The sequence below is a fragment of the Mesorhizobium sp. B2-4-2 genome (genome assembly GCF_006442845.1).
Lineage (GTDB): Bacteria > Pseudomonadota > Alphaproteobacteria > Rhizobiales > Rhizobiaceae > Mesorhizobium.
This window is the reverse complement of sequence record NZ_VFVM01000011.1, coordinates 26,007-50,044: the sequence shown is the minus strand read 5'-3', so window position 1 is coordinate 50,044 and position 24,038 is coordinate 26,007. Positions and strand designations below refer to the sequence as shown.

The 24,038-nt window shown below is 64.6% G+C and carries 27 protein-coding genes and 1 riboswitch; of the genes, 14 read left to right on the top strand and 13 right to left on the bottom strand.

Features of this window, described 5'->3' with window-relative positions:
• The first annotated feature begins 218 nt into the window (after positions 1-218).
• The 3 genes from ftsE (at position 219) to FJ942_RS22585 (ending at position 2,670) form a co-directional block, all read left to right on the top strand.
• Positions 219-878 (top strand): cell division ATP-binding protein FtsE, encoded by a 660-nt coding sequence (ftsE, locus tag FJ942_RS22595; protein ID WP_027023302.1) that lies wholly within the window; start codon positions 219-221, stop codon positions 876-878.
• Entirely contained in the window at positions 871-1,857 is a 987-nt protein-coding gene (locus tag FJ942_RS22590; RefSeq protein WP_140500789.1) for an ABC transporter permease, read from the top strand. Before ftsE ends, FJ942_RS22590 begins: the two co-directional genes overlap by 8 nt.
• Positions 1,858-1,956: 99 nt before the next feature.
• On the top strand, positions 1,957-2,670 hold the full coding sequence (locus FJ942_RS22585) for a YdcF family protein (RefSeq protein WP_140500788.1): 714 nt from the start codon (positions 1,957-1,959) through the stop codon (positions 2,668-2,670).
• A gap of 9 nt (positions 2,671-2,679) precedes the next feature.
• On the opposite strand, the gene FJ942_RS22580 is transcribed toward FJ942_RS22585, so the two are convergent.
• A complete protein-coding gene (locus FJ942_RS22580; protein ID WP_140500787.1) occupies positions 2,680-3,312 on the bottom strand; it encodes a pyridoxamine 5'-phosphate oxidase family protein in 633 nt (210 codons plus the stop codon).
• Positions 3,313-3,337: 25 nt separating this feature from the next.
• Positions 3,338-3,808: a DUF1348 family protein gene (locus FJ942_RS22575; RefSeq protein WP_140500786.1), complete on the bottom strand. Its 471-nt coding sequence runs from the start codon at positions 3,806-3,808 to the stop codon at positions 3,338-3,340.
• A gap of 112 nt (positions 3,809-3,920) precedes the next feature.
• Here FJ942_RS22575 and FJ942_RS22570 point away from each other — a divergent pair, with 112 nt between their 5' ends.
• Positions 3,921-4,823, top strand: coding sequence for a LysR family transcriptional regulator (locus FJ942_RS22570; RefSeq protein WP_140500785.1), 903 nt, complete (start codon positions 3,921-3,923; stop codon positions 4,821-4,823).
• A gap of 122 nt (positions 4,824-4,945) precedes the next feature.
• The gene (locus tag FJ942_RS22565) at positions 4,946-5,734 is read left to right on the top strand and encodes a 1-acyl-sn-glycerol-3-phosphate acyltransferase (protein WP_140500784.1); all 789 of its coding nucleotides are present in this window, start codon (positions 4,946-4,948) and stop codon (positions 5,732-5,734) included.
• Positions 5,735-5,774: 40 nt separating this feature from the next.
• Here the strand turns inward: FJ942_RS22565 and FJ942_RS22560 are convergent, their stop codons facing one another.
• The 3 genes from FJ942_RS22560 to FJ942_RS22550 all read right to left on the bottom strand — a co-directional run bounded on the left by FJ942_RS22560 (position 5,775) and on the right by FJ942_RS22550 (position 8,075).
• Positions 5,775-6,401, bottom strand: coding sequence for a LysE family translocator (locus FJ942_RS22560; RefSeq protein WP_140500783.1), 627 nt, complete (start codon positions 6,399-6,401; stop codon positions 5,775-5,777).
• An 86-nt stretch (positions 6,402-6,487) separates the two neighbouring features.
• Positions 6,488-7,435, bottom strand: a complete 948-nt coding sequence (locus FJ942_RS22555) for an aldo/keto reductase (protein ID WP_140500782.1) — start codon at positions 7,433-7,435, stop codon at positions 6,488-6,490.
• A gap of 118 nt (positions 7,436-7,553) precedes the next feature.
• Complete coding sequence (locus FJ942_RS22550) at positions 7,554-8,075, bottom strand: gamma-glutamylcyclotransferase (RefSeq protein WP_140500781.1); 522 nt, start codon at positions 8,073-8,075, stop codon at positions 7,554-7,556.
• A 137-nt stretch (positions 8,076-8,212) separates the two neighbouring features.
• On the opposite strand from FJ942_RS22550, the gene FJ942_RS22545 reads away from it, so the two are divergent.
• Both FJ942_RS22545 and FJ942_RS22540 read left to right on the top strand, forming a co-directional pair.
• Entirely contained in the window at positions 8,213-9,211 is a 999-nt protein-coding gene (locus tag FJ942_RS22545) for a DUF2125 domain-containing protein (RefSeq protein WP_140500780.1), read from the top strand.
• Between the two features lie 9 nt (positions 9,212-9,220).
• Positions 9,221-10,150, top strand: coding sequence for a sugar kinase (locus tag FJ942_RS22540; protein WP_140500779.1), 930 nt, complete (start codon positions 9,221-9,223; stop codon positions 10,148-10,150).
• Here the strand turns inward: FJ942_RS22540 and FJ942_RS22535 are convergent.
• A complete protein-coding gene (locus FJ942_RS22535; RefSeq protein ID WP_181167284.1) occupies positions 10,147-11,082 on the bottom strand; it encodes a prephenate/arogenate dehydrogenase family protein in 936 nt (311 codons plus the stop codon). The genes FJ942_RS22540 and FJ942_RS22535 overlap by 4 nt on opposite strands.
• A gap of 6 nt (positions 11,083-11,088) precedes the next feature.
• Positions 11,089-12,198 (bottom strand): histidinol-phosphate transaminase, encoded by a 1,110-nt coding sequence (hisC, locus tag FJ942_RS22530; protein WP_140584036.1) that lies wholly within the window; start codon positions 12,196-12,198, stop codon positions 11,089-11,091.
• Between the two features lie 136 nt (positions 12,199-12,334).
• A riboswitch (SAM riboswitch) is annotated at positions 12,335-12,412 on the top strand.
• A gap of 119 nt (positions 12,413-12,531) precedes the next feature.
• On the opposite strand from hisC, the gene FJ942_RS22525 reads away from it, so the two are divergent.
• Positions 12,532-13,701, top strand: coding sequence for a homoserine O-acetyltransferase (locus tag FJ942_RS22525; RefSeq protein ID WP_140513895.1), 1,170 nt, complete (start codon positions 12,532-12,534; stop codon positions 13,699-13,701).
• A gap of 58 nt (positions 13,702-13,759) precedes the next feature.
• Positions 13,760-14,374 (top strand): methionine biosynthesis protein MetW, encoded by a 615-nt coding sequence (metW, locus tag FJ942_RS22520; protein WP_140500775.1) that lies wholly within the window; start codon positions 13,760-13,762, stop codon positions 14,372-14,374.
• A 111-nt stretch (positions 14,375-14,485) separates the two neighbouring features.
• Here metW and FJ942_RS22515 read toward each other — a convergent pair whose 3' ends face one another.
• The 3 genes from FJ942_RS22515 to FJ942_RS22505 form a co-directional block, all read right to left on the bottom strand.
• The gene (locus tag FJ942_RS22515) at positions 14,486-15,289 is read right to left on the bottom strand and encodes a DUF1194 domain-containing protein (RefSeq protein WP_140898995.1); all 804 of its coding nucleotides are present in this window, start codon (positions 15,287-15,289) and stop codon (positions 14,486-14,488) included.
• Positions 15,290-15,394: 105 nt separating this feature from the next.
• Positions 15,395-17,218: an ABC transporter ATP-binding protein/permease gene (locus tag FJ942_RS22510; RefSeq protein ID WP_140898993.1), complete on the bottom strand. Its 1,824-nt coding sequence runs from the start codon at positions 17,216-17,218 to the stop codon at positions 15,395-15,397.
• Between the two features lie 139 nt (positions 17,219-17,357).
• On the bottom strand, positions 17,358-18,146 hold the full coding sequence (locus FJ942_RS22505; RefSeq protein WP_140513898.1) for a methyltransferase domain-containing protein: 789 nt from the start codon (positions 18,144-18,146) through the stop codon (positions 17,358-17,360).
• 153 nt (positions 18,147-18,299) lie between these two features.
• Here FJ942_RS22505 and gloB point away from each other — a divergent pair, with 153 nt between their 5' ends.
• Together gloB and FJ942_RS22495 are read left to right on the top strand one after the other, a co-directional pair.
• Positions 18,300-19,067, top strand: a complete 768-nt coding sequence (gene gloB / locus FJ942_RS22500) for a hydroxyacylglutathione hydrolase (RefSeq protein WP_140513899.1) — start codon at positions 18,300-18,302, stop codon at positions 19,065-19,067.
• A 23-nt stretch (positions 19,068-19,090) separates the two neighbouring features.
• A complete protein-coding gene (locus tag FJ942_RS22495) occupies positions 19,091-19,531 on the top strand; it encodes a cupin domain-containing protein (protein ID WP_140513900.1) in 441 nt (146 codons plus the stop codon).
• A 15-nt stretch (positions 19,532-19,546) separates the two neighbouring features.
• On the opposite strand, the gene FJ942_RS22490 is transcribed toward FJ942_RS22495, so the two are convergent.
• From FJ942_RS22490 to FJ942_RS22480, 3 genes are read right to left on the bottom strand one after another with little or no spacing between them, the layout of a single operon-like run.
• Positions 19,547-20,221: a lysoplasmalogenase family protein gene (locus FJ942_RS22490; RefSeq protein WP_140500769.1), complete on the bottom strand. Its 675-nt coding sequence runs from the start codon at positions 20,219-20,221 to the stop codon at positions 19,547-19,549.
• Positions 20,218-21,132, bottom strand: coding sequence for an EamA family transporter (locus FJ942_RS22485; protein ID WP_140513902.1), 915 nt, complete (start codon positions 21,130-21,132; stop codon positions 20,218-20,220). Before FJ942_RS22485 ends, FJ942_RS22490 begins: the two co-directional genes overlap by 4 nt.
• A gap of 27 nt (positions 21,133-21,159) precedes the next feature.
• On the bottom strand, positions 21,160-21,948 hold the full coding sequence (locus FJ942_RS22480; protein WP_140500767.1) for a DUF3108 domain-containing protein: 789 nt from the start codon (positions 21,946-21,948) through the stop codon (positions 21,160-21,162).
• A gap of 251 nt (positions 21,949-22,199) precedes the next feature.
• Between FJ942_RS22480 and rpmB the strand changes: the two genes are divergently transcribed.
• From rpmB to FJ942_RS22465, 3 genes are all read left to right on the top strand, one after another.
• Positions 22,200-22,496 carry a 50S ribosomal protein L28 gene (gene rpmB, locus FJ942_RS22475; protein ID WP_140500766.1) on the top strand — a complete coding sequence of 99 codons (297 nt, stop codon included), beginning with the start codon at positions 22,200-22,202 and terminating at the stop codon, positions 22,494-22,496.
• 163 nt (positions 22,497-22,659) lie between these two features.
• A complete protein-coding gene (locus FJ942_RS22470; protein WP_140898991.1) occupies positions 22,660-23,343 on the top strand; it encodes a queuosine precursor transporter in 684 nt (227 codons plus the stop codon).
• A gap of 3 nt (positions 23,344-23,346) precedes the next feature.
• On the top strand, positions 23,347-24,027 hold the full coding sequence (locus tag FJ942_RS22465) for a hypothetical protein (RefSeq protein ID WP_140898989.1): 681 nt from the start codon (positions 23,347-23,349) through the stop codon (positions 24,025-24,027).
• Positions 24,028-24,038 lie beyond the last annotated feature (11 nt).

Sequence of the window (24,038 nt, the reverse complement as noted above, 5' to 3'; positions counted from 1 at the left end):
ACGAGCCGAAACAACCCGCTAATTAACCGCCGGTTAACCATGCCGGCCGATGGTCTTTTCCCAGAACAGGCCGGCTTGCCGCCGACGGATTCCGATTTCAGGTCAAATCGACCTGAAATCTGAATCCGCCTCCGAATTAGAGTGATAGAGCATGATGTCGCCCGAAAACCGCCTCACACTTTTCGGCATCACGCTCTAGGAATTTCAGGTCGCCGAAAGTGATTCGCTTCGAAAATGTCGGCCTCCGCTATGGCATGGGTCCGGAAATCCTCCGCGACATTTCCCTGCACATACCGGAGCGCTCGTTCCAGTTCCTGAGCGGGCCTTCGGGCGCCGGCAAGACGACGTTGCTGCGGCTTCTCTTCATGTCGCTGAAGCCGACGCGTGGGCTGATCACCATCTTCGGCAAGGACCGCTCCCGCATCTCGCGCGCCGAACTGCCGCATCTCAGGCGCCGTATCGGCGTGGTGTTCCAGGATTTCCGCCTGCTCGACCACATGACCACCTATGAGAATGTCGCGTTGCCCTTGCGCGTGCGCGGGCGCGAGGAAGCGAGCTATCGCACCGACGTCACCGAGCTGTTGAAATGGGTCGGGCTCGGCGAACGCATGCATGTGCTGCCGCCGGTCCTGTCGGGCGGCGAGAAGCAGCGGGCCGCGATCGCCCGCGCCCTGATCGAGCAGCCGGAGATCCTGCTGGCCGACGAGCCGACCGGCAATGTCGATCCGCCGCTGGCGCGACGCCTGCTCAGGCTTTTCATCGAACTCAACCGCCTGGGCACCGCCGTGGTGATCGCGACCCACGATCTCGGCCTGATGGAGCAGGTCGATGCGCGCCGCATGATCCTGGCCGGCGGGAGGCTTGATATCTATGACTGAGCTTTCCGCCGAACACCTCGACGCACAGGCCGACGAAGCGGCCGCGCCAAGGCCGCGCGTCCAGCGCAAGATGGCGCCCATCGTGCCGGCGCAGAACATCGCCGGCCGCGCCCTGGTGCTGGTCATCGCCATCATGACCTTCCTGTCCTGCCTGACCTTCGGCGCGGTTACCCTGGTGCGCGACACCGCCTCGGTCTGGGAAAACCAGATCTCGCGCGAGGCGACGATCCAGATCAAGCCGGTCGACGGCCTCGACATGGAGGCAGCCCTTGCCCAGGCCTCGCAGATCGCCGGCGAATTCCCCGGCGTGAAGGCGACCAGGATCATCGACCGCGACGCCACCGCCAGATTGCTGGAGCCGTGGCTGGGTTCGGGCCTCAACATCGACGAACTGCCGGTGCCGCGGCTGATCATCGTCACCATCGACGAGAGCAACCCGCCCGATTTCGCCGCCATGCGCGCCGCGATCACGCCGAAGCTGCCGAGCGCATCGCTTGACGATCACCGCACCTGGGTGGACCGGCTGGTGGCCATGGCCCGCACCACGGTGACCATCGGTATCGCGGTGCTGGCGCTGATGCTCTCGGCGACGGTGCTGACCGTGGTGTTCGCCACGCGCGGCGCCATGGCCGGCAACGGCCACATCATCGAGGTGCTGCATTTCGTCGGCGCCGAAGCGCGTTTCATCGCCCGCGAGTTCCGTCGCCATTTCCTGATCACCGGCATGAAGGGCGCGGCCGCCGGCGGAGCCGCCGCGGTCGCCGTCTTCATCGTCTTTTCCTGGTGGTCCTCGCGCAACATGGCGACCCCGCAGGCCGACCAGGCGACTGCGCTATTCGGCAACTTCGCCATCGGCTCGGCCGGCTATCTCGGTGTCGTGCTGATGGTGCTGGTCATCGGCGCGCTGACGGCTGCAACCTCGCACGCCACCGTCGTCGCCTATCTCAGCGACATCGACGTGCGCCAGCCTGAAGCATGACGACGTCGAATGACCAGGATCGATCACGCATGAAGAACCGCCGTAACGCAAATTGCGATTTTTACCTACCAAAGGCCGCATTTCGGGATTAACCATGTCATGATGGAGGTGCGGGACTCGACCAGTACCGTTGGACCGATGCCGGCGTTGGCGGCGCGTCCGCATGGACGCGGCCGGGTTTCGGCCGTGCTGCGCGTTTCTTCTTTCGCCTTGCTTGCCCTGGTCGCCCTGTTTGCCGGCGGCTTCGGCTGGTTCGCCAACACCGTCAGCCATCTGACCACCCCTGCCAACCCGGCCAAGGCCGACGCGATCATCGTGTTGACCGGCGGCCAATCGCGCCTCGATGCGGCGATGGAACTGCTGGCGTCCGGCAAGGGCGCGCGGCTTTTGATCAGCGGTGTGCATCCCTCCGCCAGCCGGCGTCAGCTTCAGGCCGCGACCGGCGGTGACATCAGGCTGTTTTCCTGCTGCGTCGACATCGACCGCGCCGCGCTCGACACGATCGGCAATGCCGAGGAAAGCGCCAAATGGGTCGAGAGCCATGCCTACGGCACGGTGATCCTCGTCACCAACAATTACCACATGCCGCGCAGCCTGCTGGAAATGGGCCGGCTGCTGCACAAGGCCAAGCTCGAACCCTATCCGGTGGTCAACAGCAATCTCGACAATGGCGGCTGGCTGACCAAGCCGCGGGCGCTGCGCGTGCTGTTCACCGAATACAATAAATATCTGCTCGCATTGGCGCGCGGCATCGTTCCGGTGAAGCCGACGCCGGACGGCATCGCGTTGGCCGAGATCGCCGCCGGCAGCTGAACCTGCTCGTCATTTGGTGACGACGGATCCCGGCGCCTGCCGCAGGCGAGCGACTTCCTGTTCGAGCCGTTCGATCCGCCTGTCCCGTTCGGCCAGCGCCGCCGCCACATCGGCGGCCTCGAAACGCTGCGGAATGTGCTGCGGACAATTGGCATCCCAGGTCGCTACGGTGAACAGGATGACCTGTTCGGGCCGTGCCGCATAATCCCGCGGCATCAGCCTCGCCATCAACTCGGCGTCGCCTTCCACCACGCGCGCGCTGCCCCAGATCTTGACGCGCCGGCGATGGGCATAGTCGATGAGGAACAGGAAGGCCTGCGGATTGTCGGCGAGATTGCCCTGGGTGATGAACTGTCTGTTGCCGGCGAAATCGGCGAAGCCGATCGTCTTTTCATCGAGCACCTTGAGGAAGCCGGCCGGCCCGCCGCGATGCTGGATATAGGGCTGGCCAACACCGTTGGCCGTCGACAGGAAGACGCTGGTCTGCATCTCGATGAAGGCCGCAAGGTCCGATGTAATCACCGACTGCCAGCCACCGCGTTCCTCGACCCGGGAAAAGGCCTGGCGAGAGCCCTTGCGGGCCTGGATCGCCTTGACGGTCGGCGTGAAAGCGACGTCGCTGGTAAAAGCATGCGCGTCCATCGATAGCCTTTCTTACCCGGAGAGGTTAAAGCCCGAGTTCAGACAGCGACGGATGGTCGTCCGGCCGTCGGCCGAGCGGCCAGTGATATTTACGGTCGGCAGCGCCGATCGGCAGGTCGTTGATGCTGGCGATGCGCAGCCGCATCAGCCCATGTTCGTCGAATTCCCAGTTCTCGTTGCCATAGCTGCGGAACCACGAGCCGCTGTCGTCATGCCACTCATAGGCGAAACGCACCGCGATACGGTTGCCATGGAAAGCCCAGACCTCCTTGATCAGCCGGTAGTCGAGTTCCCGGCTCCATTTGCGCGTCAGGAAAGCCTGGATGGCATCGCGGCCTTGCAGGAACTCGGCGCGATTGCGCCAGCGGCTGTCTACCGTATAGGCAAGCGCGACACGGGCTGGATCGCGCGAGTTCCAGGCATCCTCGGCCATGCGCGCCTTCTGCGCGGCGGTTTCCGCGGTGAATGGCGGCAGCGGCGGGCGCTCTTGCGACATGACAATTCCTTCTTGACCCGGGTCGTCTGCGTCACGGCCAATATGGAGGCTTCCATCAGACAGATGTAGATGCCATATTTGTAATCTATCCTTCCAATTTCCGGAAGAATCGATGGACCGGCTCGAAGCCATGTCGCTCTTTGTCGCCGCGGCGGAGGCCGGCAGCCTGTCTGCCGCCGCGCGCCGTTTTCGCATTCCGCTGGCGACGGTCAGCCGCAAGGTTTCCGACCTGGAACGGCATCTCAAGACCCGCCTTCTGAACCGCTCGACGCGCCGGCTGACGCTGACCGATGCGGGCCAGGCCTATCTTGCCGCCTGCCGTCGCATCCTGGGCGAGGTCGGCGAGGCCGAGCGCATGGCGGCCGGCGAATACAGCGCCCCGACGGGCGAACTGGCCATCACCGCGCCGGTCGTCTTCGGCCGCCTGCATGTGCTGCCGGTCGTGACCGGCTTCCTCGCCGCCTATCCCGACGTAGACATCCGCCTGACCCTGGCCGACCGCATAACCCGGTTGGTCGAGGACCATTTCGACCTCGCCATCCGCATCGGCCGGCTTCCCGACTCCAGTTTTGTCGCCATGCGGATCGGTACGATCCGCCGTGTCGTTTGCGCGAGCCCCGGCTATCTGGCCGAACGCGGCGCCCCGACGGCGCTTGCGGACCTCGAGTCCCACAGCTGCATTACCTTCGAAGGGCCGGGCGCGCTCTCGACATGGAGCTTCACCGTCGGGAAGGCCGAGATGCCGATTCGGGTCCGCTCGCGGCTTCAGGTCAACACCGCCGAAGCTGCGATCGATGCCGCGCTCGCCGGCGTCGGGCTGACGAGGGTGCTGTCCTACCAGGTCGACGCGGCGGTGCGGTCAGGCGCGCTGTGCGTGCTGCTGCGGGAGTTCGAACCGGAACCCTGGCCGGTAAGCCTGGTGCACGCAGGCCACGGCTTGCTGCCGGTCAAGCTGCGCGCATTTCTTGACTTCGCCGCCCCGCGCCTGAAAGAAAGACTGGCGCGGCTGATGTAGCGCGGCTGGGCCGTGGGCGAAGCCGAAACGTCTTTCGGCGCCGTTCGTGGGCATCTTCGACCATTTCCTTTTTGCGCCCGCTTGGTGTAACCAACGCACACCTCCTTACCGGGCCTCCCCCAATGCTCCAAGTCCGATCGCTGGCGTTCAATTTCGTCTTCTACGTCAATCTGATCGTCCAGATGATCCTCTGGACTCCCTATTATTTCCTGTCGCCGCGCCATCGCGCCTGGTTCGTGCCGAAATTCTGGTCGCGCACCTCGATGTGGCTCTACGACAAGATCGCCGGGACCAAGAGCGACATCACCGGGCTGGAAAATCTGCCCGAAGGTTCCTTCATCCTGGCGCCCAAGCACCAGTCCTTCTGGGACGCGATCGCCTTCTTCCCCTATCTCCAGGATCCACTCTACATTCTGAAGCGCGAGCTGACCTGGATTCCGTTCTTCGGCTGGTACATCCTGAAAATGCGCATGATCCCGGTCGACCGCGGCAGCCGCTCCAAGGCGCTGAAGGCGGTGGTTGCGGCGACCAAGGAAGAAATCGCGCGCAACCCGCGGCAGCTCATCATCTATCCCGAAGGCACCCGCCGCGCGCCCGGCGACGAACCCGCCTACAAATACGGCATCGTCGAAATCTATGCGCAGCTCGGCATTCCCGTGGTGCCGGTCGCCCATGTTGCCGGCCTCTATTGGCCGCGCCGCAAGTTCCTGCGCTATCCCGGCACCATCAAGGCGCGCTTCCTGCCGCCGATCCCGCCGGGCCTGGACAAGGAGGAATTCATGCGGCGGCTGATCGGCGAAACCGAAACCGCCTGCGACCAGTTCCTCATCGACGCGTCCCGTGCACCCAATCCGCCCGCCTTGCCGCCGACGGCGGTCAAGCGGCTGCGGGAACTCGGCGCCAAAGCCTGAAGTGCGGCCTTCGGCGCGCCGATGGCGGCTCGCGCAACGTTCAAGCGAACACAGCCAGTGCGGTCGTCAGCACCAGCGTCGCGGCAAAGACCAGATTGATGATGCGCGAAGCCACCGGCCTGCGAAGAAAGCGCGCGAAAGCAGCGCCCGCAAGCAGCCACACGGCATGGATGGCGACGATCATGAATGCGAGAGCGGTCAGCTTCGGCCCGGTGCCGATGGCGCCGGCGCCCGAATCCGCGGACGCGCCGGCGAACACCGCGGCGATGGCCACATAAGCCTTCGGGTTGGCCACCGCCAGCAGGAACCCGCCGGTGAATGTCGGTCGCGCGGCCTCGCCGGCATCCGCCGCCAGGGGCGGCGCGCTGGCAATCTTGAACGCGAGATGGAGGATATAGGCAGCCGACGCCGCGACAAGCAGCGGCGCGAGCCGCGGCATCGCGGCAAGCATGGCGCTCACCCCGCTTGCCACGACCAGAAGCACGGTGATCGTGCCCAGGATGACCCCCAAGGCGTAGCTCAGGGAACGGCGAAGGCCGAACGCCGCGCCGACGGCGGTGACGCTTATCGTCGCCGGTCCTGGGCTGCCCATGACGGCCGTGGCGGCAAGCATCAGCGCAACGAGCTGACGCCACATATCCGGCTGCGAAAAAAGCGGGCCTGCCATCCGCGCCTCCTGTCTTGCCAAGCGTCAATGACGGTATGTCAAGGTCGGGGCGACCGTCTTGGACGATCGTGCGCGCTGCTGACGGCTCAGCCGCTCGCCTTGTCGAGCTCGGCCATGTCGTCGGCGCTCAGCTCCAGCGACACCGCCTTGATCAGGCTGTCCATCTGTTCAGGCTTGGTGGCGCTGGCGATAGGCGCGGTGACGCCCGGCCGGGCAATGACCCAGGCAAGCGCCACTTCCGCCTGTTTGGCCGAATGCCTGGCGGACACCGCGTCGAGTGCCGCGAGGATGCGCATACCGCGCGCATTGAGGTAATCTTTCACGCCGCCGCCGCGCGGGCTTTGACCGAGATCGGCCTCGCTGCGGTATTTGCCACTCAAGAAACCCTTGGCCAGGCTGAAATAGGTGATCACGCCGATGTCCTCCGCCATGCAGAGATCGCGCAGCGGGCCATCGAACGACGAGCGGTCGTAGAGATTGTATTCCGGCTGCAGCACTTCATAGCGCGGCAGGCTGCGCAGGCTTGCCACGTCGAGCGCGGCGCGCAACTGGCCGGCGTCGAGATTCGAGCAGCCGGCATACCGGATCTTGCCCTTGGCGAGGAGCTTTTCATAGGCGCCGAGGGTTTCCTCATAGGGCGTGGTTGGATCCGGCCAGTGCGACAGATAAAGATCGATGAACTCGGTCTGAAGCCGCTTCAGCGATGCATCGACGGCCTTTTCGATGTAAGCGGCGGACAGGTCCTTGTGGCCCTGCCCCATGTCCGAGCCCACTTTGGTGATCATCACGACCTTATCGCGGTTGCCGCGGTCCTTCATCCATTTGCCGATGATGGTTTCCGATTCGCCGCCCTCGTGGCCGGGCACCCAGCGCGAATAGGCATCCGCTGTGTCGACCGCGTTCAGGCCGGCGCCGACGAAGCGGTCGAGCAGGTCGAACGACGTCTTCTCGTCGGCGGTCCAGCCGAAGACATTGCCGCCCAGAACCAGCGGCGCGATGGAAAGGTCGGTGCGACCGAGACGGCGTTTCTGCAAGGCTGATCTCCGTGTTGGTGGGATTGGGCGGCTATCGCCCGTTGAGAGTCGGAGCCTAACCTAGGTCTCGCCGCATCGAGGTCAAAGACCTCGCCGGATTTTTCCGCAAGCCAGCGCTTCACAAAGGCGCGATCCGCCTGGCCACGTCTTCCAACCAGTGATCGCGGATGCCGAGCGCCCGGAGATGGTCCAGCGTGCTCGACACATAATCCTCATTATTGCCGGATTGGCCGACAGCGCCGCGCACCACATCAGCGGCGTGGGCCGCATCGAGCGCACCGGCATACTGCTCATGATTGCGGTCGACGATATAGGCCACGGCCTCGACCGTGCCGCCGCCGTCAAGGCGGACATTGAGCATGCGCTCGAGATAGACATTGGTGACCAGCTCGCGCTCACGCAGATAGGCGATGACCTCGTCCCGCAACTCGCCCGGCACCCGGAAAGCCAGCCCGACGCAGGAACCCCCGCGGTCAAGGCCGAGCACCAGCCCCGGACGTTCCCGCGTGCCGCGATGCACGAAGGAATAGACGCACAGCGCGCGACGATAGCCATGCAGGCGCGCCCGCCTTGTCTCGACATGCGCGAACCCCGGCCGCCATATCAACGAACCATAGCCAAACACCCAAAAATCGCCCATATCGCCGTGCCTGATTGCGTAAGAATGGCAACACCACACCGGAATCGGTGTTTTTTCCGTCCATCTCTGTCTACCTATTGTCGTTGCCAGAATCGACAGCCCGCCCACAGCCCCCATGCGTGAACGAGAACCGCAGCATGACGTCCACTGACGAACGCCAGCCGAAGCATCGCCGCCGCCTGTTCTGGCTTGCAGCGTTTGTCATCGCGCTGTTCGCCATCTACAGCGGCGGCTGGTTCTATCTCGCCGACAGGGTCCGGAGCGAAGCCGACAAGGCGATCGCCACGCTCAACAAGAGTGGCATCGAGGCCGGCTGCGCCAATCTCCAGGTCAGCGGTTATCCCCTGAGCTTCGCCGTCTCCTGCGACAATCTTGCTTATGAGGACGACGCCAAGAACCTTGCCGCCTCTGCCGGCTCCTTCAACGCCGTCGCCCAGATCATCCAGCCGCTGTCGCCGGTCGCGGACCTGCGCGGTCCGCTCAGGACCTCGGTTCCGGGCATGGTGCCGCTGTGGATCGACTGGGATGATCTTAAGGCCAACGTCAAGCTCTCATGGCCGCTGCCGCGACGCATTTCGCTCACGGCCGAGGGCCTGTCCGGCCAGACCGATCCGGCCGACGACACCGATCCGGTGCAACTGTTCAGCGCCGGCAAGGCGGCGGGCCAGCTGCAGCCGAACGGCAGGGATATCGACTATATCGGCAGCTTCGGCGATCTGGAGATCGACCCCGATGCGATCGGGGGCCGCGTCCTGCCGCCGCTCGACGCCAGTGGCAAGGCGACGCTGAAGAACGGCCTGGCCCTGATCGGCACGCAACTGAAAAGCCTGCGCGGCCAGGCCGTCGAGATCCGCAGGCTCGATTTGTCGTCGGGCACGGCGCACGTCACCGTTTCCGGGCCGCTGTCGGTCGACGCCGAGGGCCTGGTCGATGCCGATCTGATGATCAGACTGAAAGACCCGAAAGCCGTGGCCGCCATTCTCGGCGCCGCCATACCCGAGCAGAAGAACCAGATCGAACAAGGCTTTGCCGCCCTGGCGCTGCTCGGCAACGAACCGTCGATGCCGCTCAAGGTGGTCAAGGGCAAGGCCTCGCTCGGCTTTATCCCGCTGGGCAAGATCAAGCCGGTCGACTAAGCATCCCCAATGGACAGACCGGCAAAACTCCTGAGCGTCGGCGCGCTGACGCTCGACACCATTCTTCGCGTCGAAGCGCTGCCCATCCATCAGGGCAAGTTCATGGCCGCCGATGGCGTCCAGATCGCTTCCGGCATGGCCACGAGTGCCGCCTGCGCCGCACGCCGGCTGGGCGCCGAAGTGTGGCTTTGGGCGAGCGCCGGCGATGATCAGGTCGGCGACCAGCTGATATCGGGCATAGAGGCGGAGGGCGTCGATTGCAGCCTTGTCCGTCGCGTCCCCAGAGCGTCCTCGGCGCTGGCCGCGATCCTCGTCGATGGCCATGGCGAGCGCATCATCGTGCCTTTCTACGATCAGCGCGCCCAGGCCGATCCCGACGGCTTGCCGGTCGCCGATCTCACCGCTTTCGATGCCGTGCTGGTCGATGTGCGCTGGCCGGGTGCGGCAGCGCTGGCGCTCAGCGCTGCGCGCGCTGCCCGCCGCCCTGGGATCCTCGATGCCGACACCGCGCCATTGGCAGTGCTGGAGCGGCTGTTGCCGCTCGCCTCGCACATCGTCGCCTCCGAACCGGCGGCGCGCATCGTCTGCGGCCAGGCGCTGGACCCGCAGGCCGCATGCGCCGACCTTGCCTCGTGCACCGACGCTTTCGTCGCGGTAACCGCCGGCGGCGCCGGGACCTGGTGGTACGACAGGCAGGCCGGTTGCGTACGTCACGTCGCTGCGCCAAGGGTCAAGGTGGTGGATACGCTGGCAGCCGGCGACGTCTTTCACGGTGCCTTCGCCGCGGGGTTGGCGCAAGCCATGCCGATCGAGCAGGCGCTGCGCTTTGCCAGCGCGGCCGCGGCGCTCAAATGTCAGCGCTTCGGCGGCAGGCTGGGTGCGCCGGACCGGGCCGAGACACTGGCGATGATGGCGGCGACCTGGCCTGAAGGAGCCTAGTTCTTCGCTGGATGCTCGACCGCCTGGCGGCCGAAATCCGGCACGTCGATGTCCTGGCCGGCCTCGATGATCGAGCGTCGCACGGCGCGGGTGCGGGTGAACAGGTCGAACAGCTTGTCGCCGTCGCCCCAGCGGATCGCCCGCTGCAGAAAAGCCAGATCCTCCGAGAACCGCGCCAGCATTTCCAGGATCGCGTCCTTGTTGTGCAGGCACACGTCCCGCCACATGGTCGGATCGGAGGCGGCGAGGCGCGTGAAGTCGCGGAAACCGGAAGCGGAATATTTGATGACTTCCGTCTTGGTCACCGATTCCAGGTCATCGGCGGTGCCGACGATGTTGTAGGCGATGATGTGCGGCAAATGCGAGACGATGGCCAGCGTCATGTCGTGATGCTGCGGATCCATCGTGTCGATGTTGGCGCCACAACGGCGCCAGAATTCGGAAAGCCTTTCCAGCGCGTCCGGATCCGTGTCCGGCAGCGGGGTGAAAATGCACCAGCGGTTGTCGAACAGATCGGCGAAACCGGCATCGGGCCCAGATTTCTCCGTGCCGGCCAGCGGATGGCCGGGAATGAAATGCACCCCACCGGGTATATGCGGCTGCATCTGTGCGATCACGGAAGCCTTGGTCGAGCCGACATCGGTGACGATGGCGCCCCTCTTCAGCGCCGGCGCGATCTCTTGCGCCACCGCGCCGGACGAGCCGACCGGCACCGAGACGATAACCAGGTCGGCATCGCGGACCGCTTCCTTGGCATCTATGGCGTAGGAGGAGCCCAGCCCAAGCTCTTGCGCCCGCGCCAGCGTCGCGGCGCTGCGCGTCGAGATGGCGACATGGCCGGCCAGGCCCTCGCGGCGGATGACGCGGGCCAGCGACGAGCCAATCAGGCCGATGCCGACCAGCGCGATCTTTTCGAACATCGGTGATGCCATGGCGTTCTAGCTTTTCAGGAATGTCGTGAGTGCCGCGACAACGCCGCGATTGGCCTCTTCGGTGCCGACCGTCATACGCAGTGCGTTGGGAAAGCCATAGCCCGAAACACGCCGCAGTATGTAGCCGCGCTGGGTGAGATAATCGTCCGCCGCCGCGGCCGAATGCTTGCCGTCGTCAGGAAAATGAATGAGGAGGAAATTGCCGACGCTCGGCGTCACCCGCAACCCGAGCCCGGTCATCTGTTCGCTCAGCCAGGCCAGCCAGGTCTCGTTATGCGCGACGCTACGCTCGATATGGGCGCGGTCGCGGACGGCGGCGATGCCGGCCTCGATCGCCGTCGCATTGACGTTGAAGGGACCGCGTATGCGGTTGATCGCGTCGACGATGTGCATCGGCCCATACATCCATCCGATCCGCGCCCCGCCAAGTCCGATCTTGGAGAAGGTGCGGGTCATGACCACGTTCTGAGAGCTGCCCGCGAGCTCGATGCCGGCCTCATAGTCGTTGCGCCTGACATATTCGGCATAGGCGGCATCGAGCACCAGAAGCACGTTCTTCGGCAGGCCGGCATGCAGGCGGCGCACCTCCTGGAACGGCACGTAAGTGCCGGTTGGATTGTTGGGATTGGCGAGGAACACGATCTTCGTACGTGGCGTGACAGCCGCCAGGATCGCATCGATGTCGGCGCGCTCCTGGGTCTCCTTGACCGCGACAGGCGTCGCACCCGCCGACTGGATGTAGATCTTGTAGACCATGAAGGCGTGTTCGGTGAATATGGCCTCGTCGCCGGGCGCGAGATAAGTCTGCGCCAGCAGGCCGAGGATCTCGTCGGAGCCGTTGGAACAGATGATGTTCTGTGCGTTCAGACCATGCACCTCGGCGATTGCTTCGCGCAGGCGCCGGGCGGTGCCGTCGGGATAGACGTCGAGCTTCGCGGCGACCTCGCGCGCGGCCTCGATTGCCTTCGGCGAGGGGCCGAGCGGGTTCTCGTTCGACGACAGCTTGTGGACCTTGTCCACCCCGGCGGGGGCCGAGCTCTTGCCCGGCACATAGGCCTGGATGTCCATGATGCCCGCGCGCGGGGTTGGACGTGCCTTGTCCGGGGTCTGGCTCATATCGCAAAATCCGTCGAGAACGCTTCCGTCCTGGAAGCCGCTGCGGAAATACAAGCCATGGCCGGCAATGTCGAGAGGTGGCAGTGGTGCCAGCAGGCGGCATTGACGGCGAGGCAGGTGAGTTCTAGAAGGGCAGCGACAGTTCCGTGGTGATTTGGCCGGTCGGCTTGCAGCCACGTTAAACAATTCGCTAAAGGGCCGTTTGCGCGACGTAACCGGCTTTGCGAAGGCAATGCCGGTTTTTTATTGTCCGCGGCCGGCCGGACGAACGCGTCGGCGGCGCGGAGATCGGCAGCGATTTCCGCAAGGCAAGGGTGCAGCAAGAGAGACGAGATGGCCGCTCAGCGCGCTGGCAGAACCAACAACGAGGCAGACCAACCGTCGAGTCCGGTCGTGCGCTTCGGCGCCGACAAGCCGCTCAAGCTCGACGCCGGCACGCTGCTGTCGCCGTTCCAGATCGCCTACCAGACCTACGGCACGCTGAATGACGCCCGTTCCAACGCCATTCTCGTATGCCACGCTTTGACCGGCGACCAGCATGTGGCCAGCACCAATCCAGTGACCGGCAAGCCGGGTTGGTGGGAAGTGCTGATCGGCCCCGGCAAGATCATCGACACCAACCGTTTCTTCGTCATCTGCTCAAACGTCATCGGCGGCTGCCTCGGTTCCACCGGCCCGGCATCCACCAATCCCGCCACCGGCAAGCCTTATGGGCTCGACCTTCCGGTCATCACCATCCGCGACATGGTGCGTGCCCAGCAGATGCTGATCGATCATTTCGGCATCGAAAAACTGTTTTGCGTGCTCGGCGGGTCGATGGGCGGCATGCAGGTGCTGCAATGGGCGTCGAGCTATCCGGAGCGTGTTTTCTCGGCGCTGCCGATCGCCACCGGCGCGCGGCATTCCTCGCAGAACATCGCTTTCCACGAGGTCGGCCGGCAGGCCGTGATGGCCGACCCCGAATGGCATGGCGGCAAGTATTTCGACCACGGCAAACGCCCGGAAAAGGGGCTCGCCGTGGCGCGCATGGCCGCCCACATCACCTACCTGTCGGAAGCAGCCTTGCACCGGAAGTTCGGCCGCAACCTGCAGGACCGCGAAGCGCTGACCTTCGGCTTCGACGCCGATTTCCAGATCGAGAGCTATCTGCGTCACCAGGGCATGACTTTCGTCGACCGCTTCGACGCCAATTCCTATCTCTATATGACGCGGTCCATGGACTATTTCGACCTCGCCGCCGACCACGGCGGCAGGCTGGCCGATGCTTTTGCCGGCACCAAGACCCGCTTCTGCCTGGTGTCGTTCACCTCGGATTGGCTGTTCCCGACCGAGGAGAGCCGCTCGATCGTCCATGCGCTGAATGCCGCCGGCGCGTCGGTGTCCTTCGTCGAGATCGAGACCGATCGCGGGCACGACGCCTTCCTGCTCGACGAGCCGGAACTGTTCGCCGCCATCAATGGCTTCATCGGCTCGGCCGCGCGAGCGAGAGGGCTCGGCGCATGACCCCGCAAAATTGCAGACCTGTCCATCAAGGGTCACGCACCACGACAAGGGGCAAGCCATGAGCGTCAACCGCGCCCAGCGCGTCGATCTCGAGGTGATCGCCGGTCTGATCCCGCCGCAATCGCGGGTGCTGGACGTCGGCTCCGGCGACGGCTCGCTGCTCGAGCTTTTGCAGGAAACCAAGCAGATCGACGGCCGCGGACTGGAGCTGTCGCAGCGCGGTGTCAACGAATGCGTGGCGCGCGGCCTTTCCGTCGTTCAGGGCGACGCCGACAAGGATCTTGAATTCTATCCCGACAAGGGTTTTGATTTCGTCGTCCTGTCGCAGACCTTGCAGGCGACCCGCAACCCGAAGCTCGTTCTCGACGAACTGCTCAGGATCGGCGAACACGCCATCGTTTCCTTCCCCAATTTCGGCCACTGGCGGGTGCGCCTGTCGCTGTTCGTCAAGGGCCGCATGCCGGTGACCAAGGACCTGCCCTATTCCTGGTACGACACGCCAAATATCCACTTCTGCACCATCCGCGACTTCGTCAATCTGTGCGAGGAGCTTGGCGCGACCGTGGAAAGGGCGACCGCGCTCGACGCCAACGGCCAGAAGATCGGCCTGTCGATGCCATGGTGGTTCTGGAACTTCTTCGGCCAGCAAGCGGTGTTCTTGTTGAAGCGATAAGGGCCATCCCGGAGGTGGCTATCACACCCCCTTTTCGGGCGAAGTCGAGCTGCAAGCTGATCTCTGCGACGAAGGTCATCAGCAGGTTGGAACGCATAGCCCGGCGAAGGCTCAGCGATCGAGCTCCGGGAAATAGGGATCCGACAAGAACCGTCTGTCGCGTTCGCCTTGCAGGCAGTCGATCGGAGCCTCGGCTTCGGCGGGAATGATCCTGGTCTCGTTCTGAACGCCGCTCACTTCGAGAATCAGCTTGCGCCGGATTGCCGTCGAAAATTCGGCGGCTGTATAAATCGGCAGCACGAAGGAGCCCGGCCCGCCGGTGACGCACTGGGCGTAATACCGGTCGAGGTGGCTGAAGGTGGGCGATGGATTGATCAGGATCGGCAGGCCGTTGATGACGATGCCTCTGGCGTTTGCCGCATCCCGCGTGGCGGTGACGGGCGGCCCGATATTGTTCGGTCCGTCACCGGAAATATCGATGACGCTGCGTTCGCTTTCGTAAGCGGTGCGGTCGAAGAGCCCCGCGCCGAAGGCGAGCGCGCCGGAGATCGACGTGCCGCGGAAGCTGCGGAACGGGCGGGCTGCAATCTTGTCGGCAAAAGCGTTGGCGCTCTCAGCGCCGTCGATGGCCTGCCAGCCGATGAGCGCGTCGTCGCGCACAGTGCCGGCCCATTCGAAATAGGTGAGCGCGATGCGACCGGCGTTCCCGGCGCGGACCGCCTTGATGAAGTCGGGATGACGCAGCGCCTCCACATAGCCGGCGCGCTGCAGGGCGAACTCCTTCTCGTCCATCGACAATGAGATATCGACCGCCAGCACCAGTTGGACATCAACGGCCAGGCTGTCCGGCGCAGGCGCAGTCACGGCGGCCTCGGTGCAGGCCAGGCAGGCAAGCAGGCTGAGAGCATCAAGCATGGCCGGCTCAAGCTATGTTTCCGGTGCGATCTTCCCTCGCGATCACGGCGAAATAAAGCTGCCACCTGGCGTGGCGCGGGCTGGTCCGAATAGATGCCGGAAGTGCTATTTCTTGCGGCGAGGAGCGGCCGGCGGCGGCTCGATCGCGCCTGCCCTTATGCGCGCGGGCTTCAGGGCCGGCACGCCGGACGCCTTCACGATGGTCAGTGCGCGCGGGAAGAATTGATTGTTGTGCTGGCCGCGGCCTATATTGAGGATCGTCGCCCCGCCCAGCCGCTTCTCCAGCATCGACAACACCCGCCGCAGTGTCGGTCCGTCGAAGGCATCGAGAGCCTCATCGATGATCACCCATTTTGGTTGGCGCAGCACGAGGCGGGCAAAGGCCAGCAGGCGCAGTTCGTCGTCGGCCAGTTCATGCTCCCAGCGCGCGCTGCGGCCGAGCGACGACGACAGGTGTTCCAGGCCGATCTCGGCCAGCACGGCTGAGATATCGGCATCGCTTGCCGGCGCAACCCCGTCCACGCGGTCGAGCACTTCGCGCAGCGTGGCGGTTGGGAAGTAAGGCGTGCGCGGCACGAAGATGGGCGTCTCTCCCGCCGGCATGCCGATGCGCCCGCTCCCCCATGGCCACAGGCCGGCAATGGCGCGAAAGAACAGCGTCTTGCCCGCGCCAGGCTCGCCGGTGAGCATGACGCGTTCGCCGGCGTGGATCTCGACATGCTGGTCGGCGAGCCTCGTGCAGCCCTCCGGCGAGGCCACTTCGAGTTTCTCGAAGGTCAGCTTGCCGTTTGCATTCTCGCCGAATTCGATGCGCCTTTCCTGGCCGTGCAGCACATCGGTCTCATCCAGCGCAATGCGGAAATCGGCGACGCGCATCAGCGTCGCGCGCCAATCGGCGATGCTGCCGATATTGTTGATGAACCAACGCAATGAAGAATGGACCTGATTGAAGGCGCCGACCGCCATCATCAGTCCGCCGAAGCTGATATCGCCCGCGAAATAGACCGGCGAAGCGACCAGGATGGGAGCCACCACGGTGATCCAGCCATAGGTGTCCGTCACCCAGGCGAGATTGATCTGGGCGTTATAGATGCGTCGCATGGCGCCGAGCACGGTGCCCAGGTCGGTTTCCAGCCGCCGCCTGGCATCGGGCTCGCTTCGGGCGAGCGCGATGGCATCGATGTTCTCGTTGACGCGCACCATCGAGGAACGCAGCTCCGCCTCGCGTGTGTAGCGGTCGCTGTTGAGGTGGATCAGTGGCCGTCCGACCAGCCAGCTCAGCCAGGAAGCCGTTCCGGCATAGAGGATGGCCGCCCACACCATGTAGCCCGGTATGGCGAGCGATGTCCCGCCGACATGGAAGACGAAGCCCGAGGACAGCTCCCATAACACGCCGACGAAGGAGGCGAGCAGGATTAGGGATTGCAGCAGGCCAACGCCAAGATCCGTCGACAGGTCGGAAAGATGGCTCGCGTCCTGCTGCATGCGCTGGTCGGGATTGACCCCGATGGCGCCTGCATGCGCCAGGCGAAAAGCGCGCGCCGGCCGCATCCATCCATCGACCAGATCGAGCGTCAGCGCCTCGCGCAGCTTCAGCCGGATCGTCTGATTGAGCCAGGTCTGGCCGACATTGAGCACAAGAAGCCCACCGGCAATGGCGGCAAAAATGGCGAGCTGGTGCAGGAAGGCCTGCATGTCGCGGCGTGCAAGCGCATCGTAGAAAGGCTGGTTCCAGCGGTTGAGCAGAACCTGGCCGATCGAGGTCGCGACAATGACGGCAACCATTCCGATGGAGGCCCAGCGTAGCCCTTTGCGGACCGGCGACCCGGCAAGCGCCAGCTTGATGGTTGCCACCTGATCACGCAGGCTCGAAGCTTCGACCGCAGCGATAGGCCGGGCAGAGGCATCATTGTCCGGATCATCGGCCATGAGCTGAAGTCCTTGCGTTCAAAAGCGGTGCTGAAAACCGGATGAAGTGTAGTGACGCCACCGGTCACTCAGCCAGGCTGCGAGCCCGTCAGCGACAGATAGGTCGCGAAATGCCGTCCGGCGCAAGTTTCCGGCATGATCACGAAGGTGTCATTCGCGGACCCGGCGATGTCGTGGCCCCGGTCTCTATTCGCCGGCCGAGCCGCGTTGCTGCATGCGGCGAAAGCACCGGCACGAAAACCCGTCGCGAAGCGCGCTGGGCGGCCGGCACGCCCTGATAGAGCCGCTTCTGCGCCTCGACCACGATAACGCCGGAAAAGATCGGCCACAGCCGCCGGCCGGCGCGCTCCAGCATATTGTGGAAGCGCATCATGAAACGCCGCCGCGATGGCGGAAAGAACAGGGCGTCGGACCAGGCGGCGGGCGTGAAATTCGCCTCGCGCAGCAATTCGGTGAGCTGACCGCGCGAGAAGGGCCTGCCATTGCCGAACGGCGTATGTTCGAACCGCGCCCAGACGCCGCGCCGGTTGGGCACGACGATGACCACCCGGCCGGCCGGCGACAGCACGCGCCAGATCTCGTTCAGCGTTTCGCGCGGGTTTTCGACATGCTCGAGCGAATGCACGAGCAGCATGCGGTCGATGCAGGAATCGACCAGCGGAAGCTCCTCGTCGAAGACCAGCGCCGTCGCGGTCGGCCCCGCCGCTGGCCAGACCACGGCGCCCTGCGTCGCCGGCATGAAGGCGAAGACCCGCTCGGCGTCGCTGCCGAACCGTTCCAGCCAAGGCAAGGTGTAGCCCAGCCCGACAAGCCGCTCATTGGGCACCGTGGCCCATATCGATGACAAGGCCATGGTGATCGAATGCTCGGCAAAGCGACCGAGCGCTGTCGAATAGAAGGAGCGGAGATCGACGATGTCGGAATGCATGTCAGGGATGTAGCCGCGATATCGGCGGGTTTCAACAAAAGGCCGCGACGTCCCAAGATCCCGGATGTCGAATGACATCCTGACATTAGTCATCTCCGGGATGACATCCGCGCGTCGGCGTCCTATGTCTGCGGCGAAAGATGGAGAGATGCGATGGCGGTCGAAATCGAACAGTTCATGTGCCGCAGCGACAATTTCGGCGTGCTGGTGCATGACCCCAAAAGCGGTCAGACCGCGCTTATCGATGCGCCGGAAGAAGCGGCGATCCTGGCTGCGGTCAAGCGCACCGGCTGGACGCCGACGATGATCCTGACCACGCATCACCATGCCGACCATGTCGAGGCCAATCTGGCGCTGAAGCAGCGCTTCAAGCTGCGCATCGTGGGTCCCGAAGCCGAAAAGGCCAAGATTCCCGGCATTGACGACACTGTCGAGGACGGTTCGATCCTGCATCTCGGCGAGGAGCGCATTGAAGTGATCGCCACCCCCGGCCACACCGCCGGCCACGTCTCCTATCACCTGCCGGCATCGAAAGTGGCGTTCACCGCCGACACGCTGTTCGCGCTCGGCTGCGGGCGGCTGTTCGAATGCAAGCCGCCGGTGATGTATGGATCCCTGAAGAAGCTCGCGGCACTGCCTGCCGCGACCGTGATCTATTGCGGGCACGAATACACGCTCGCCAACGCCCGTTTCGCGCTGAGCGTCGACCGGACCAATTCGGCATTGAAGGAACGCGCGGCAAAAATTGAAGCGCTGCGCGCCGATAACAAGCCGACACTGCCGACCACGATCGGCGAGGAATTGTCGACCAACCCTTTCCTGCGCTGGCACGATCCGGCAATCCGCAGGCATCTCGGCATGGAGAAGGCGTCGGATGTCGAGGTTTTTGCCGAGGTCCGCAAGCGCAAGGATAATTTCTAGGCCAAGCGACACTGGTCGAAACCATGACGAGTTCCGCAGAAATCATCGCCATCCTTGGCATGAAGCCGCATCCGGAAGGCGGCTGGTACACGGAAACCTTTCGCGACGGTGGCGGCGGAGCTCGAGGCCACTCGACGGCGATCTATTTTCTGCTGGAGCAGGGCCAGGTTTCCGCCTGGCATCGCGTCAGGGATGCAGCCGAGGCCTGGCACTTCTACGCCGGCGCGCCGCTGGCGCTGTCGATATGGGAAGAAGGCGGCCCAAAGGCTAACCGGGTGATCGAGCAGGTGCTCGGCATCGAGCTTGCGGCCGGCGAGCGGCCGCAAATCGTCGTGCCGGCGGGCTGGTGGCAATCGGCGCGCAGCCTGGGCGAGTGGACCCTGGTCGGCTGCACCGTGGCGCCGGGCTTCGACTTTGCGGCGTTTGAACTGGCGGAGCCTGGTTGGCGGCCTAAACAGCTCTGACCCAGCCGGAAACCCTTAGCGCAGCAGGAAACCAAGCGTGATCACGAGCTGCGCGGCGTAGTAAAGCACCCAGACCGCCAAACGCATCCAGGCGCGATGTGGCGAAATGGCGGCCGCCAGGAAGCGTTCCGTGGCCAGCAGCGCGTCGGACGCCATGAACAGCACGGCACCGCCGATAACAGCGGCACTGCTCGTCGTCAGCGCCGAAATGCCCATGGCGAGGATGGCCGCGACATAGCCCGCGATCGGCGCTCGCAGGGCCGGGCCGACGCGGCGCCACAGCGCCGCCAGCATGAGAATAACGAATACCGCCATCGCAAGTGCGATTGCCGCGCGCCAAGGTTCGGCCCCCAGCACTCCCATCCCCCCGCCGCTGCGCAGGAACAGCACGACGTAGACGATATGCGCGGCGAGAAAGCTGCCCAGCCCGCCCAGAAACATCTTTTCGCCATCCCGCGACAGGAAGGCGTCGCCGATGGCGCTCAGCGCAAGAGCGGCGACCAGTAGCAGCGGCCCGCCCTGCATCGCCGCCAGCACGGCAAGCATGGCCACGGCGAGCGTTTTTGCCGCCGAACGGGCGAGCGTCGGCGCCATGCCTGATGTGAAGGCGTAGACAACCGCCGCCACCAGCGAAAAGATCAGCGTCGCATTGGCGTTGGCGTCGATGCCGCCTGGAAACGGCATCGTCACGCCCGGGCTCCGCCTTCGGATGCACCGGCTCCGCTTTCGGAAGCAGCGGGCTTGCGCAGGAACAGCGACTTTGCCGCAAGTGCGGCCCCCCCGGTGATGAGCACGCAGGCCGCGACAATGCGCAGCGACGGCTCGGCGACGCCGGCCGCGATCAACACCAGCGTCGACAGGAGCGGCGCGGCATAGCTTGCCGCGCCCAGCACCTGGATATTGCCGCGCTTGACGCCGACATCCCAGGCATAGAAGGCCGCCCCCACTGGCATCAGGCCGAGCCCGAGCACGGCAAGCCATTGCCCGGCACTCGCGGGCAGCACCGTCTCTTCCAGCGCCAGATGGCAGGCAAGCGACAACAGCGCGGTCGCCGCGCAGAACCAAGTGACGATGCTGGTCGGCACTGACGGGAAACGCCGCGACAGGAGCGAATAGGACGACCACAGCACGGCGCAGACGGCAGCCATGGCGTAGCCGAAGGCATAGCGCGCGTCGAAGGCGAGGCCGCCGCCCTTGGTGACGATGAGGACGGTGCCGGCAAGGCCAAGCAGCGCGCCGACGATATGGTTCCAGGCCAGCCGCTCGCCCGGCATCAGCGCCGAGCCGAGCACGATCAGCAGCGGCCACAGATAGGCGATCAGACTGGCCTCCACCGCCGGCGCGTTGCGCAGCGCGGTGAAGTAGAAAAAGTGGTAGCCGAAAAGGCCGGCAATGCCGATCACCCAGACCTGGCGAGGTATCCTCTGGCTTTTATCCGCGGCCGGCATGAAAAGGCGCGCGAAAAGCCCGACCCCGGTGCCGATCGAGAAGGTGATCGCCGACAAGAGGAACGGCGGCACCTTGCCGGATGCGTCCGTAAGCAACGCCAGCAGTGCCCACATGGCCACGGCCGAAAAGCCGATCAGTGTCGCGCGCCCCATTCTGTCTCCAGCGGCGCGCGTGGCGCCTTATTGTATTGCTTCGAAACGCCTGGCGCTGATGGTCAAGGTGCCGATCTGCGTCCCGACCGTCGCGCGGATCGGCGCATATACCCCGGTTTGGCCGAGCGGCGCAAATGTCACCATTATGCGGCTTTTGTTCTTGAGGTAGTTGAGCGCCTTGCGGCCCTTGCGGTAGCCCGCCACCGGCTCGAAACCCATCCGGCATGTGACGGTGTCGCCCTTGTAGCCGGGCACCGAGATCGACCCTTTTGAAGCGTAGCTCAGCGTCAGGTTGGCGCGCATCTCGCCGTCATACAGCCTCACGGTGCGGCCGCAGACCTTGTCGAGGCTGCCGGCATGGATGACGGTTGCCGCCATCGGATCGAGCACCGATGCCAGGTCGCCGGCGCCAAGCGGCACCCAACTGTCGGGATCGCGCTTTTCCGGCGCGGGAACGACCGTCGTCGAGATGACGTTGCCATTGGCAAAACGAATGTCGATGGCGGAGGCTTTCTTGCCGGAAGTGTAGTCCGCGCGGAACGCCTGCGGCACCATCTTCTGGCCCGAAATCGTACCCTTGGACGAGATCGTGCCGCGCGTGTCATCGAACAGCTTGGCGAGACCAGCCGCGGAAACGCTGCCGTCGATCGAGTAGACGCCGTTCTCATAATGGCTTGAAAAGCTTGATTTCGCGATAGAAAGGCCCAGAAACGACACTGTGTATTCGCCCCTGAAGGACTGCGGCGAGGCGGCCGTCGCAGGCGACGGCGAGGCGACGGCCAGCGCGGCGGCAAGGGCATGGGGCAAGCGAAGCATGGCGCGATCGGATCCTTGATTTCAACCGGAGGCGGACAACTCCGGTCTGGCATGTCCCTATGGAACCGCTTATACGACGAATTCCGGCCTTAGTATGAAATGCCGCTGGGCCAGGCTGGAGCTTGACGCATGGGCGAAATGCAACTATGGAACGCCAACTTTTTCCATAAGGCCGCTTGACCAGAACCGCGCGCCACCCGGCGTGGGCACGAAGGTTTGGCAGGTCCCCGAGAGAACTGAAGGTTAGAACCATGTCCCGCACCTGCGAACTCACTGCCAAGGCAGTCCAGACCGGCAACAATGTGAGCCACGCCAACAACAAGACCAAGCGTCGCTTCCTGCCGAACCTCGTCAATGTGACGCTGATTTCGGAAGCGCTGAACCAGAATGTGCGCCTGCGCATTTCCGCCAACGCGCTGCGTTCGGTCGAGCATCGCGGCGGTCTCGACGCCTTCCTGGCCAAGGCTGACGTCAAGGAGCTGTCGCAGCGCGCGCGCCTCTTGAAGAAGCAGATCGCCAAGAAGCTCGCCGAGCAGGCTGCCGCGTAAACTGCCTTCAGGCGGGGGACAACCGCCCTGGCCAACCTCTTGTTGGCCTTGGACATCGGGTCGCCGTCCGCAAGGCGGTTTCGGAAATCCGATGCTCGAACAAAGCGAGCGCGATCCGGTTTCGGCATGACGCTCCGCTGGTTCCATTACCCAGGATAAAAAAATGACTTCCTTCTCGCGATACCTGCCCTTCGTGGCCGCCATGGCGCTTGTCGTCGTGGCATCGAATATCCTCGTGCAGTTCCCGATGCAGGGTCGGATCGGCGGCTTGTCGCTGGCCGACCTGCTCACCTGGGGCGCGTTCACCTACCCGTTCTCCTTTCTGGTCACGGACCTTGCCAACCGCCGCTACGGGCCTGCAGTGGCGCGCCGGATCGTCTTTGTCGGCTTCATGACGGCGGTGGTCTGCTCGATCTTCGTGCCACCCTTCCTGTTCCGCCATGGTTTCATCGAATTCGAGACCGCCGCCGACCGGCTGGTGCGCATCGCGACGGCGTCCGGCGCGGCTTTCCTCACCGCGCAATTGCTCGACGTGACCGTGTTCAACCGTTTGCGCCGACAGAGCTGGTGGCGGGCGCCGATCATTGGCACACTGGTCGGCTCGGTGTTCGACACCGTCGTGTTCTTCAGCGTCGCTTTCTCCGCGGCTTTCGCCTTCGTTGGCCCAAGCGACAGCTTTGCGCTTGAAACGGCGCCGCTGATGGGCGTGCTGCCGGTCGAGGCCATGCGTTGGGTCTCATGGGCGCTTGGCGACCTCAGCGTGAAGCTGATCATCGCCGTCGTGGCATTAATTCCCTACCGGCTGCTCGCCGCCCGCTGGAGCCAGCCGGCTGTTGCTGCGGTCTAGTCCGTGATTCCCTGGATCCAGCTGGACTCCGCGAAAATCCCGGATGGCGCGCAGGAGCTTCGGCTCAAGCGGCGCGGTTCCGAATTCTCGATCATGCTGGGCACCAACGAGTTGATGAACAGCCGCCTCAGCGGCTCGGAAGAAGCGTTGGCCAGGCTCTCCTGTCAGAGGATCGCCGGCCGCAGACAGCCGAGAATGCTGATCGGCGGCCTTGGCATGGGTTTTACGCTGCGCGCCGCTCTCGCCGAGTTGGGCGAGAATGCCGAAATCACTGTCGCGGAGTTGGTGCCAGCGGTCGTCGCGTGGGCACGAGGGCCGATGGCCGAGCTGTTTGGTGGCTGCCTCGACGATCCGCGCGTCATCGTTCGGGAGGCCGATGTCGGGCAGTTGATAAGACCCCGGCCCGCGGCCTGGGACGCCATCCTGCTCGATGTCGACAACGGCCCGGACGGCATCGTTCACAAATCCAACGACGCGCTGTACAGCCTGCTGGGCCTGGCGGCAGCGCGCACCGCACTGAAGCCCGGCGGCGTGCTTGCGGTGTGGTCGCAAGGGCCGGACAGCGGCTTCTCCCGGCGGCTGAAGCAGGCAGGTTTCGCGGTCGAGGAGGTGAGCACGCGCGCCAACGGCAAGCGCGGCGCGCGCCATGTCATCTGGATCGCCACCAACGGCTCGCGACCCTGAGCGGACGCCGT